At 66.0% G+C, this 12,122-nt stretch carries 12 protein-coding genes; 10 read left to right on the forward strand and 2 right to left on the reverse strand.

Going from position 1 to position 12,122, the window contains the following annotated elements; genetic code table 11:
• Positions 1-319: 319 nt before the first annotated feature.
• The 10 genes from AB4Y36_RS17615 to AB4Y36_RS17660 all read left to right on the forward strand — a co-directional run bounded on the left by AB4Y36_RS17615 (position 320) and on the right by AB4Y36_RS17660 (position 10,235).
• A complete protein-coding gene (locus tag AB4Y36_RS17615) occupies positions 320-2,635 on the forward strand; it encodes a TonB-dependent receptor (RefSeq protein ID WP_368683690.1) in 2,316 nt (771 codons plus the stop codon).
• Positions 2,636-2,915: 280 nt separating this feature from the next.
• Positions 2,916-4,904 carry a sigma-54-dependent Fis family transcriptional regulator gene (locus AB4Y36_RS17620; RefSeq protein ID WP_069262321.1) on the forward strand — a complete coding sequence of 663 codons (1,989 nt, stop codon included), beginning with the start codon at positions 2,916-2,918 and terminating at the stop codon, positions 4,902-4,904.
• A 228-nt stretch (positions 4,905-5,132) separates the two neighbouring features.
• On the forward strand, positions 5,133-5,207 hold the full coding sequence (gene pqqA / locus AB4Y36_RS17625) for a pyrroloquinoline quinone precursor peptide PqqA (protein WP_006410019.1): 75 nt from the start codon (positions 5,133-5,135) through the stop codon (positions 5,205-5,207).
• A gap of 66 nt (positions 5,208-5,273) precedes the next feature.
• A complete protein-coding gene (gene pqqB, locus AB4Y36_RS17630; RefSeq protein ID WP_368683691.1) occupies positions 5,274-6,197 on the forward strand; it encodes a pyrroloquinoline quinone biosynthesis protein PqqB in 924 nt (307 codons plus the stop codon).
• Positions 6,198-6,199: 2 nt separating this feature from the next.
• Positions 6,200-6,919: a pyrroloquinoline-quinone synthase PqqC gene (pqqC, locus tag AB4Y36_RS17635; RefSeq protein ID WP_368683692.1), complete on the forward strand. Its 720-nt coding sequence runs from the start codon at positions 6,200-6,202 to the stop codon at positions 6,917-6,919.
• Positions 6,916-7,203: a pyrroloquinoline quinone biosynthesis peptide chaperone PqqD gene (pqqD, locus tag AB4Y36_RS17640; RefSeq protein ID WP_069262319.1), complete on the forward strand. Its 288-nt coding sequence runs from the start codon at positions 6,916-6,918 to the stop codon at positions 7,201-7,203. Before pqqC ends, pqqD begins: the two co-directional genes overlap by 4 nt.
• A gap of 1 nt (position 7,204) precedes the next feature.
• Positions 7,205-8,323, forward strand: coding sequence for a pyrroloquinoline quinone biosynthesis protein PqqE (pqqE, locus tag AB4Y36_RS17645; protein WP_069262318.1), 1,119 nt, complete (start codon positions 7,205-7,207; stop codon positions 8,321-8,323).
• A gap of 13 nt (positions 8,324-8,336) precedes the next feature.
• Positions 8,337-9,098, forward strand: coding sequence for a TonB family protein (locus AB4Y36_RS17650; protein WP_368683693.1), 762 nt, complete (start codon positions 8,337-8,339; stop codon positions 9,096-9,098).
• A 13-nt stretch (positions 9,099-9,111) separates the two neighbouring features.
• Positions 9,112-9,810, forward strand: a complete 699-nt coding sequence (locus tag AB4Y36_RS17655; RefSeq protein ID WP_069262316.1) for a MotA/TolQ/ExbB proton channel family protein — start codon at positions 9,112-9,114, stop codon at positions 9,808-9,810.
• Positions 9,807-10,235 (forward strand): biopolymer transporter ExbD, encoded by a 429-nt coding sequence (locus AB4Y36_RS17660; protein WP_069262315.1) that lies wholly within the window; start codon positions 9,807-9,809, stop codon positions 10,233-10,235. Before AB4Y36_RS17655 ends, AB4Y36_RS17660 begins: the two co-directional genes overlap by 4 nt.
• Positions 10,236-10,238: 3 nt before the next feature.
• Here AB4Y36_RS17660 and AB4Y36_RS17665 read toward each other — a convergent pair whose 3' ends face one another.
• Together AB4Y36_RS17665 and AB4Y36_RS17670 are read right to left on the reverse strand one after the other, a co-directional pair.
• Positions 10,239-10,763: a cytochrome b gene (locus AB4Y36_RS17665; protein WP_176732836.1), complete on the reverse strand. Its 525-nt coding sequence runs from the start codon at positions 10,761-10,763 to the stop codon at positions 10,239-10,241.
• Between the two features lie 99 nt (positions 10,764-10,862).
• On the reverse strand, positions 10,863-12,080 hold the full coding sequence (locus AB4Y36_RS17670; protein WP_368683694.1) for an FAD-dependent monooxygenase: 1,218 nt from the start codon (positions 12,078-12,080) through the stop codon (positions 10,863-10,865).
• Between the last annotated feature and the right edge of the window lie 42 nt (positions 12,081-12,122).

Consider the following 12,122-nt stretch of genomic DNA (forward strand, 5'->3'; position numbering starts at 1 on the left):
CGTTCTTGCAAGTCGTATGCCATTCGCCGCGAAGCGTTGCGTGTCGGGCGATGCAGCCCGTTGACCGGCTTCCCGGCGAGGTGCCCCGTGCGTGGCCGATGTGTTGCATTCCGGTACAGGCCGCCGCGAAAAGTGTTGGCGAACGTGACAGTGGGCCGGTCGCGCCGAAGGACGCTGCGCGCAATCGCGCGTGCCGATGCACGCTGGCACGTTCCTGGCTAGATCACGGCAAAGAGGAGACGGTTGTGTGCGCAGCGGTCGGCGCTCGACGCTACGGCGTCGAGCTACACGAGCGCGAAAAAACAGATGGAGACGAAAGTTGATTCCAAAGAAGGCGGTGGGCGCCAGGCGCGCGTATGCGACGCTCGGCACGAGCCTCGCCCTGGGCGCGCTGTGCAGCGGTACATCCACGCTGGCCATCGCGCAGGCACAGAGCGCAGCGGATAACAGCGCGGCGAGCGCGACGGCGGCCCCGCTCGTGCTGCCCGCTGTCGTGGTGGTCGGCACGACGCCGCTGCTCGGCATCGGTACGCCGCTCGCGAAGGTGCCGGCCAACGTGCAGACCGTGAACGCGCAGGACATCGCGACACAGCACCGCGAAACGCTGACCGACTTTTTCGCCGCGAACCTGCCGGGCGTGAGTGTGACCGACGCACAAGGCAATCCTTTCCAGATGAACCTGAACTATCGCGGCTTCACGGCCTCGCCGGTGCTTGGCACCCCTCAGGGATTGTCGGTGTTCGTCGACGGCGTGCGCGTGAACGAGCCGTTTGGCGACGTGGTGAACTGGGACCTGATACCGACCGGCGCGATCGACAAGATCCAGCTCATTCCAGGCTCGAATCCTGTCTACGGCCTCAACACGCTGGGCGGCGCCATCGCGATCACGACGAAGAACGGGCGCACGAGCCCCGGCGGCGACATCGATCTATCGGGCGGCTCATGGGGACGCAAGAGTGCGCAGTTCGAGCAGGGCGGCACGCTCGGGCCGCATGTTGACTACTACGCGAACGCGAACGTCACAAACGACAACGGCTGGGCCGACCACAACGCGAGCCGCGTGCGCCAGGGATTCGGCAAGCTGCGCTACACCGACGACGACACGACGCTCTCGATCTCGGGCGGCGGCGCGGACAACCAGCTATACGGCAGCCAGACCATTCCGCGCTCGTTTCTGGACAACCCGAAACAGGCCTACACGTTTCCGGACCTGAACCGCAACAGCGTGGGCTACCTCACACTCTCGGGCGAACACTTCTTCAACGACAACGTGGAGTTGAGCGGCAACGCTTACTATCGGCACCTGCGCAACGAGAACGTGAGCAGCAACAACAACACCGATTACGGCTCGATCGACGCGGACGGCAACGTCGATACGCTGGAGGGCAGCAACGTCGATTCCATCGTCACGACGGACAGCTTTGGCGCGAGCCTGCAGCTGACGCTGCTCGGCAAGCTGGGCGGCATCGGGAGCCAGCTCGTTGCGGGCGTGGCGGCGGACTTCGCGAACTCGCACTACGTCTCGTCTTCGCAGGATGCCGCCTTCACGCCCGACCGCGCGACGGTCGGTATCGGCGATTTCGTTCAGCAGACCGATGCAAAAACACGCAACGCTAACTATGGCCTCTACCTGAACGAGACGCTCACGCTCACGCCGCAATGGACGCTCACGCTGTCGGGGCGCTACGACTGGGCGAGCGCGCGCATCGCAGACGAAAGCGGCGTGCAGCCGCTGCTCGACGGCTATCACACGTTCTCGCGCTTCAATCCCGCAGTGGGGCTCAACTGGAATCCGCTGCCCACCGTCACGGTCTACGCGACCTACAACGAAGGCATGCGCGCGCCCACCGCAATCGAGCTTGCGTGCGCGGACCCCGCTGCGCCGTGCTCGCTGCCGAACGACTTCGTGGCCGATCCGGCGCTGCAGCCTGTGGTCTCGAAGACTTTCGAGGCCGGTGCGCGCGGTCGTATCGGCTCGCAGACAACGTGGAGCGCCGCCGCATTCAGCACCACGCTCTCCAACGACATCGAGTTCGTGAGCGCGGCGGGCAGCACGCAGGGCTACTTTCAGAATGTCGGCAAGACGCGCCGCCAGGGTGTCGAGCTGGCGGGTCACACGGCGTTCGGCCCCGTTGGCATCAGCCTGAACTACAGCTACGTGGACGCGACCTACCGCTCGACATGGACCGAACAAAGCTCCGCGAATTCGTCGGCGGATGCGAACGGCGTCATCACGGTGCGGCCGGGCGACCACGTGCCCGGCATTCCGGCGCATGCCGTCAAGCTGCGGCTCGATTACGCGGCCACGGCGCAATGGAGCATCGGCACGAACATCACATGGCGCAGCGGCGTGTATGCGCAAGGCGACGAAAACAATCAGGATGCCAATGGAAAGATCGCGGGCTATGTGCTCGTGGATCTCGACACGCGCTATCGCGTCACAAAGCGGCTGGAGGTCTACGCGAACGTGACGAACCTGTTCGACAAGCGTTATGCGAGCTTCGGCGTGCTGGGCCAGAACTTCTTCAACGGACCCGGCCACACGTTCGACGGCGCGAATCCGGTGAACGAGCAATTCGTCGGACAAGGCGCGCCGCGCGGTTTTTGGGTGGGCCTGCATTACGCATGGGATTGAAGGGATGTGCTGCATATGCGCGCATCGGGGTGAGTCCGCATTCCTCCACGCGGGCCATTTGCGGTAATACACAGGCTGGCGAATCGCTGCGGAGCGTGTTTCGATCGACGCACGTTGCGTTGCATACGGTTCGCTTACACAGCGTGTTGCGCGTCGCGTGCGCGTTCGGCGCAAACCCGCTGGCTGGATTCGATGGCCGGATGGCCCGGAGCTTGCTAATAGAGGACACCGAGAAATACCGAAGTGTCCGGCAAGGTACCGGCCAATCGTGGAGGAGAGCATGCGCGACGACGTACAGATGGCCGCGGGGCAAGCGGTCCAGGTGTCCAATGGCTGGCCCGCACCGGCCATCCAGAAGGCACACGAGCGCTCGGAGACCTTCGGTCTGCGCGCGAGCGCGAGACCGGATTACGACGTGCTTTCGGGTGCGGGCCTCGAGCTCAAGCGCGAGCAGAACCGCGTGCTGTGCATGCATGCCACGCCGGTCATGGAGACGCTGCACGAGCAGATCGTCAACACGCAAAGCATGATCGTGCTGACCAATGCCGAAGGCTTGATCCTGCATTCGATCGGCGACGACGATTTCCTCCAGCGCGCCGAAAAGGTCGCGCTGCGGCCGGGCGCCAACTGGGCCGAGGACCGCCAGGGCACCAACGCGATCGGCACCGCGCTCGCCGAGCGCTGCGCGATGGTCGTGCACGGCGACCAGCATTACCTCGCGGCGAACCGCTTCCTCACCTGCTCGAGCGTGCCGATCTTCGACCCATACGGCGACGTGATCGGCGTGCTGGACGTGACGGGCGATCATCGCAGCTATCACCAGCACACCATGGCGCTCGCGCGCATGTCCGTGCAAATGATCGAGAATCATTTGTTTGCGACGACTTTTCAGGAGACGCTGCAGGTCTCGTTTCACGGCCGCCCGGAATTCCTCGGCACACTCATGGAAGGCATCGCCGCCTTCACCTGCGACGGGCGTTTTCTCTCGGCCAACCGCAGCGCGCAGTTTCAGCTCGGCCTCTCGCTCGCCGCGCTGCGCGCTCATACGCTCTCGTCGCTATTCCAGACCACCAGCGCGCAGCTGATCGACAGTATGCGTGCGGGGTTGGAATCGCACTTCATGCTCAATCTGGCGAGCGGGGCGGTGGTTTGCGCGCGCGTGCAGTTCAGGCGCGCCACGTTGGCCGAAGGCGCCCGACCCGTTGCGGTGCATGGCTCGGCTGTGCAGCCGGCCGCCTATGCAACGGCGCAGCCGCCTTCCATGGGCCTCTCGCGCCTGAGCTACCTCGACACGGGCGATCCGCAAGTGGCGCTCGTGATCGCGAAGGTGCGCAAGGTGATCGGCAAGGACATCCCGGTTCTCGTCACCGGCGAAACCGGCACGGGCAAGGAGCTGCTCGCCCAGGCCATTCACAACGATTCGCCGCGCCGCGACCAGCCGTTCGTGGCGGTGAATTGCGCGTCGATTCCGGAAACGCTGATTGAATCGGAGCTGTTCGGCTACGAGGAGGGTGCATTTACCGGCGCGCGGCGCAAGGGCGCGGTTGGCAAGTTGTTGCAGGCGAACGGCGGCACGCTGTTTCTCGACGAGATCGGCGACATGCCGTATCCGCTGCAAGTGCGCCTCTTGCGTGTGCTGCAGGAGCGCATGGTCAATCCGCTCGGCTCGACGAAGACCATCCCCGTCGATATCTCGATCATCTGCGCGACGCACCGCGACTTGCGAGAGATGATCGCGCAGAACCGTTTTCGCGAGGACCTGTATTACCGGCTCAATGGCCTCGTGGTGCGGCTGCCGCCGCTGCGCGACCGCACGGATCTCGCGGTCGTGATTCAAAAGCTCTTGCACCGGGAATCGCACGGGCGTACCAACGTGCAGCCACTCAGCGTCGCAGCGGAGGTGATGGCGCTGTTCGAGCGCTGCGCGTGGCCCGGCAACTTCCGCCAGCTCGGCAACCTGCTGCGCACGGCCGCAGCCATGGTCGACGATGACGGCCAGATCCGGCGCGAGCACCTGCCCGACGACTTCTTCGACGATCTGCGCTGCTGCGGCCAGACCCAGGCATTGCCCCCGGCGCATGCCCGCGCGGAGCCGCTGGTGCCGGAGGATGCGCGCCTTGAAGACGTGACCGCCTCGACGATCGCGGCCACACTCGCGCGCCATGGCGGCAACGTGTCGGCTGCGGCGCGGGCGTTGGGCGTGTCGCGCAATACCATCTACCGCAAGATGCCCGCTGCCGATCCCGGTCGCGGTTCGGGCGACGCCTGAAGCGCCATTCGCGCGCGCGGCCAGGCCACTTCCTGTCTCCTCCTCTGTCCCACGGGTGTTGCATCCTGTAGCACCCGTGTTCCGAAACGCAACACTCCTTCCCGCGCCGGCAGCACTGGCCGCATCGAGCGAACGCTGGCTCACACCGGCATGCCCCTTGCTTTAAAGAGACTGGCCGCACATTCTCGATGCGGTATGCAACCTCAATCTCAAACAAGGAGACATGTCATGCAGTGGACAACCCCCGCTTATACCGACTTGCGTTTCGGCTTCGAAATCACGATGTATATCGCCAACCGCTGAGCGCACGGCAGCGTGCCGCCCGCGCGGCTATCAGGGCGTGGCGGGCGGCATGCAGCGAGAACGATCATGAAGATCAGGATACTGGGTTCAGGCGCGGGCGGCGGCCTGCCGCAGTGGAACTGCAACTGCGCGAATTGCCGCCGCGCGCGGCAGGCGTGCAGCGATGTGCTGCCGCGCACGCAGTCGTCGATCGCTGTGAGCGGCGACGGCGTGGACTGGGTGCTCGTCAATGCGTCGCCGGATCTGCTTGCACAGTTGCGCTCGCACCCCGATCTGCAGCCCGCTCGCGCAACGCGCGATAGCGCGCTAGCGGCTGTCGTGCTGACCGACGCGCAGATCGACCACGTAACGGGCCTGCTGATGCTGCGCGAACGCACGTCGCCGTTGCCGCTCTATGCGTGTGCGCCGGTGCTCGACGATCTGTCGAGCGGGTTGCCGCTCGTACCGCTGCTCGGCCACTACTGCGGCGTGGAGGCACATACGGTCGCGCCGGGCGAGCCGTTCACGGTTGCCGCTTGCGCCGGCCTGCGTTTTACCGCGCTGCCCGTGGAGAGCAAGCCGCCGCCATATTCGCCACGCCGCGAGGCATCCGCGCCGGGCGACAATATCGCACTCTTGATCGGGGATATCGCAGCGGGCACGCGTGCGTTCTATGCGCCGGGTCTGGCGCAGATGAGCACCGACGTGCTCGGCACCATGCGCCAAGCCGACCTCGTGCTCGTGGACGGCACGTTCTGGACCACCACCGAAATGATCGACCTCGGCCTCTCGACGAAGCACGCGGTCGACATGGGGCATCTCGCGCAGCGCGGTGACGACGGCCGGCCGGGCATGATCGACTGGCTCGACACGTTGCCGCGCGGCACGCGCAAGGTGCTCACGCATATCAACAACACCAATCCGATTCTCGACCCGCATTCCGTCGAGCACGCCCAACTGCGTGCACACGGCATCGACGTGGCCCACGACGGTATGCAGTTTCAGGTATGACGATGAACGCACCTCTCAAGCTTGAAAACACGCACGAAATATCATGGACTGCGAATGAATTCGAATCGCGTCTTCGTGCCCTCGAATCGCGCTATCACATCCACCATCCATTCAACCGCATGCTCAACGGCGGGCGTTGCTCGCCCGCGCAGATCCGCGGGTGGGTCGCAAACCGCTTTTACTATCAGATCAACATTCCGCTCAAGGATGCGGCGATTCTTTCGAACTGCCCCGACCGTGCCACGCGCCGCCGCTGGATCCAGCGTCTGACCGACCACGACGGGCAAGGCGAGAACGAAGGCGGCATCGAAGCCTGGGTGCGCCTGGGCGATGCCGTTGGCGTCGATCGGGACACGATGTGGTCGCAACGACTCGTGCTGCCCGGCGTGCGCTTCGCGGTCGATGCCTACGTGAATTTCGCGCGGCGCGCGCCGTGGCAGGAGGGTGTGTGTTCGTCGCTTACCGAGATGTTCGCACCGCAGATTCATCTGGACCGGCTCGCGGGTTGGCCTTCGCATTACCCGTGGATCGAGCCGCAAGGCCTTCAGTATTTTCGCAGCCGCGTGCCGCTCGCGCAGCGCGACGTCGAACACGGGCTCGAAGTGACGCTGAGCCATTTCCGCACGCCCGCCGGACAGCAGCGTGCGGTGGAGATCCTGCAGTTCAAGCTCGACATTCTCTGGTCGATCCTCGATGCAGTCGAAAAGGCGTGGCCCATATGAATCCGATAGTGCCCGATGCAGGCAGCGGCGTGCCGCTGCGCCCGCGCTTGCGCGGCATGTACCGCTTGCAGTGGGAGGCGGCCCAGGACGCCTACGTTCTGCTCTATCCCGAAGGGATGGTGCAGCTCAACTCGAGCGCGGGCGAGATACTCGCGCGTTGTGACGGCGCGCATGAACTCGACGAGATCATCGGCGAGCTGGAGCGGCTTTTCAGTACCTCCGAGCTTGCGCCCGACGTCTATCGCTTTCTCGATCACGCGCGGCTGCGCGGCTGGCTCGACTGACATGGCGACCGCTCCTGCCCCCCTGCCCAAGCCGCTCTGGCTGCTCGCCGAGCTGACTTACCGCTGCCCGCTGCATTGCGCGTTCTGCTACAACCCGGTGGACTTCTCGCGGCACGGCGAAGAACTCGACACCGAAACATGGCGCGCGACCATCAGCGCCGCTCGCGAACTGGGCGCGGCGCAGATCGGCTTTTCCGGCGGCGAGCCGCTGCTGCGCGACGACCTGGAAGCGCTCGTCGCGCATGCGCGCCAGCTTGGCTTCTATACGAACCTGATCACGTCCGGGATCGGCTTGAACGTTGAGCGCATCGAGAGGCTCAAGGCGGCCGGGCTCGATCATATTCAGGTGTCGATGCAGGATTCCACACGCGAACTCAACGACTTTCTCACGAGCACGCGCACGTTCGAACTGAAGCGCAACGTTGCGCGGCTCGTGAAGGCGCATGGCTATCCCATGGTCCTCAACTGCGTGCTGCATCGTTTCAATCTGCCGCACATCGCGCAGATCATCGACATGGCGCTCGAACTGGGCGCCGACTATCTGGAGCTCGCGAATACGCAGTATTACGGCTGGGCCATGCTGAATCGCGACCAGTTGATGCCCACCGCCGAGCAGCTTCGCGAAGCGGAGGAGACCGTGAACCGCTATCGCGCCCGGATTGGCGATCGGTGCCGCATTCTGTTCGTCGTGCCCGACTACTTCGAACAGCGGCCCAAAGCGTGCATGAGCGGCTGGGGCAGCGTGTTTCTCGGCGTGGCACCCGATGGCGCGGCGTTGCCTTGCCACGCGGCACGTTCGTTGCCGGGCCTCGTGTTGCCGAACGTGCGCGACGTGCCGCTGCGGCAGATCTGGTACGAGAGCGAAGCGTTCAACGCGTTTCGTGGCGATGGCTGGATGCGCGACCCCTGCCGCAGTTGCGACGAGCGTCACGCCGATCATGGCGGCTGCCGATGCCAGGCCTACCTGCTGACCGGCGACGCCGCCGCGGTCGACCCGGTGTGCGGGAAGTCGCCGCATCACGACCGCATCGTGCAGGCCGTGGAATTCGCAAGACGGCCAACGCGCGACGACGAGCGGCCGATCGTGTTCCGCAGCCGGCAGAACTCGCTCGCGCTTTGAGTGGAGAATCGACATGGCGTCGGTCGTTGCGCGCTTCGATCGCGGTGAGCCTGCGGCGTTCGGCCAGCACCCGTTCGGGCGGCGTGCCGCAATCGCCGGTGTGGTCGCGGGCGTGCTCGCGCTGCATGCCGCGCTGATTGCGGTGGCGCGATGGGAGGCGCCCGCGTCGCACGCGATGCCGGTGCACGTGAGGGTCATTGACGCCGTGCTGATCGCGCCGATTCCGCCTGTGTCGAACAAGAACGAAGCGCCTGCGCGAACGTCTTCGCCGAGCCGACCCACTCACGAAGCAATCCAGAATAATCGTGTGCAGTCGGCTAGAACCCGTCCACCTGCGCCTGTGCGTGCGCAAAGCATTGCACGCACGCCGCCGCCGCTAACGCCACCACCGTCCGCACATGCTGCCCCCGAAGCCGCGACGCCGACGGAGCGCATAGCTGGACCGCAGCCGCGATCGCAACCTGCGCCCGTCGCTCAGGCACCTGCCGTGGACGTGCCGCGCCGCGTCGCCCATCTGGATTGCGCGCTCACGAAGCCCGACTACCCCGCGCAGTCCTTGCGCCGCGCCGAGGCGGGCACGGCCATCATCGAAGTCGATACCGCAGCGGACGGCCACGTAGTCGCCGCGCGTGTAGCGACGACCAGCGGCTACGCGAGGCTCGACGAAGCGGCGCGCGACGCGGCGCTCGCGAGCCGCTGCCAGCCCTATGCCGAGGACGGCAAGGCGGCGCCCGCGCGTGCCGACGTGCCGTTCACGTTCACCCTCAGCGAATGAAACGGAGGATCTCATGCCAACCTATGGAATCGCGCACCTGTGGACCCAGGGCGATCCGATGACGCGCTTCGTGGCGGCGCTGCTCATCGCGATGTCGGTCGTGTCGTGGTCGGTGATCGTAGTGAAGGCGTTCGAGTTCGCGCGTCTGCGCCGCCATTCGGGCTTCGCGCAAAGACGCTTCCGGGAAGCCGTCGACGCCGACGATGGCGTCGATGCATTGGGGCCCGCGGGCACGCCGTTCTTCGAGTTGGCCAGCGCAGGCCAGCGCGCGCTGGCGCACCACGGGGCGAGCGGCGCTGCGCATCGCGGGCGCGTCGACTTGAGCGAGTGGTTGCTGCGCAGCCTCAGGGCTTCGGTGAACGAGAGCTCGACGCGTCTTCAGCGCGGTCTCGGCCTGCTTGCCTCGATCGGCAGCACGGCGCCGTTTGTCGGCCTCCTCGGCACCGTGTGGGGCATCTACCATGCGCTGCTCGCACTCGGCGCGAGTGGCGACGCCAGTCTCGAACACGTCGCGGGGCCGGTTGGCGAGGCGCTCATCATGACGGCGCTCGGCCTGTGCGTGGCGATTCCCGCCGTGCTTGGGTATCACGCGCTTGCGCGTGTTTCGCGCGATATCGTCGCGCAGCTCAACCGCTTCGCATACGGCGTACACGCGCTGTTGCTCACAGGCAGCGCGCCTGCGCCGCGTGGGACGATGAAGGAACGGGTATGAACGACGATCGCGATCTGGAAGACGAAGCGATGCCGACGGCCGACATCAACATGACGCCGCTCATCGACGTGATGCTCGTGCTGCTCGTCATCTTCATGGTGACGCTGCCGGTTCTGCACCATGCTGCGCAGCTGGCGTTGCCGCGCGCGAGCAGCCAGCGTGAGGACCTGGCCGCGCCGCACGTCGACATCGTCGTCGATGCGCTTGGCCACATGAGCTGGAACGGGCAGCCTGTTCAGGAGTCCGCTCTATCGGCGCGGCTGGTAGAAGCCGCGCGGCTCACGCCGCAGCCTGAAATCCGGCTCTCGGCCGATCGCGCCACGCCGTACGGGCGTGTCGCGAAGCAGCTCTCGGCGGCGAGCGCCGCGGGACTCGCGAAGGTCGGCTTCGTGACCGAGCCGGACCCGCCGCGGCGTGGCCAGTAACGACTAAAGCTTCATGCGCTGCAGCACGCGATCTTTGAGCACAAAGCGATGAAACAGCGCCGCGGCCACATGCAGGCAAATGAACGCGAACAGCACCCACGCGAGCACGCTGTGGACGTCGCCCATGGCGTGCCCGAACGATGAACCCGCAGGGGAGAGCGCGGGCAGCGGGATGGCGCCGAACAGCGTGACGTCCCACGCGCGCGACGACGCGTTGATCCATCCGAGCACGGGCACCGCGATGAGCAGGGCGTAGAGGCCGGCATGCGTGAGGGCTGCCACGGCACGCATGAACGGCGTCTGGTCGTCGGGCGGCGGGCGATGGGTGGCGCGCCAGAGCAGACGGCACACCATGGCGGCGACGAGCGCCGTGCCGACGCCTAGGTGCCACGCAATTTCGCCGACGGGGCGCGTGTCGCGGTGCACATCGGGCATGGTCCAGCCGATCACGAACTGCGCCGCGACGAGTGCGACGACGAGCCAGTGAAGCAGGCGCGCTACGAGGTCGTAGCGCGAATCGGCAGCGATTTGCATGGGCGCTCCGTGCTCAGAAAGGGTCGGTTGAAAGCGCCGATTCTAGCGTGCCGAGATTAACGGATCATTAACTGTGCAGCTTGCCGGTCACCCTTAAAGCCACGTTCCCCCTTGGCGCTCGTTCGGCTCCTGGGCAAGCGCGTCGAAATCGTGGATCCAGTCCAGATGATTGAGCACGCCCTCGCGCGAGCCGAGCCGGGCGTTGCGTTGCTGCGCAGCGGGGCCGTCGGGCAGATGCAGCACGTCCGCCGTGGTGATCGAAGCGTACTGCACCTTGCGCGTGCGGCCCCGGCGCAGGCGCTCGTAGGCTTGCTGCGCTTCGCGCCAGTTACCCGAGCCCGCCTTCGCCAGCTGGTCGGCCAGCACCACGGCATCCTCGATCGACTGGTTCGCGCCCTGGCCGTGGTGCGGCACGAGCGCATGGGCGGCGTCGCCGATCAACGTGATGCGGCCCTTGCTCCAGCGGCCGAGCGGCGGGGGGTGGAACAACCCCCAGCGCTGGCTGATCGGCACAGCGGTGATCATCTGCACGACGGCCGGGTGCCAGTCCCTGAAAAGGCGCAGTTGCTCGCCTTCCTGGGCAGGCATCACCCACTCGCGCGACGGCCACGGCGACGGATGGCGCTCCACCAGCAGGAAGTTCTGGTCGCCCTTGTCGCCAATCGGATAGTGCAGCAGATGGCCGCCCGGCCCGACCCAGAACTGAATGGTCTCGGGATCGGGCAACAAGTCCGTGCGCTCCGCGGCCACCACGCCGCGAAAGCCCGAGCAGCCCGAATACAGCGCGTCGTCGTAACCCAGCATCCAGCGCCGGGTGATCGAGCGCGCGCCGTCCGCGCCGATCACGAGATCGGCATCGACGTGTTCACCGTTGGCGAACGTCAGGCTCACGTGGTCGGGTTGCTGCGCGAGATCGACGAGCCGATGGCTGAGTTTGATGCGCTCGAGCCCGACCGCGCCCGACAGCACCGCTTGCAGATCGGCGCGATGCACGCCCCAGTACGAGCCGCCGAATTGCCCGCGGGAGTCCGGTGCGCCGCGATGGTGGCCGATCACCGCGCCGCTGCGGCCGTCACGATAGACGAGGCCCGGCACTTCCGCGCAGACTTTCTCGAAGGCCGGTCGCAGGCCCATGCGCTCGTAGAAGCGCGTGGCGTTGGCCGAGAGGGCGACGGCCGCGCCCACTTCGCGCAGCTCGTCGGTCTGCTCGAAGAGTTGCGCGTCGATGCCATGCTCGCGCAGCGCGAGAGCCAGTGTGAGGCCGCCGATGCCAGCGCCGACGATCGCAATCTTCAGATCACGTGATTTCATGACTGTGTCTCCGATATTCATATAGGTGGGGTCGGCTGGCGC

This window comes from Paraburkholderia sp. BR10936, from assembly GCF_040965735.1.
In the GTDB taxonomy this organism is placed as follows: Bacteria; Pseudomonadota; Gammaproteobacteria; order Burkholderiales; family Burkholderiaceae; genus Paraburkholderia; species Paraburkholderia nodosa_A.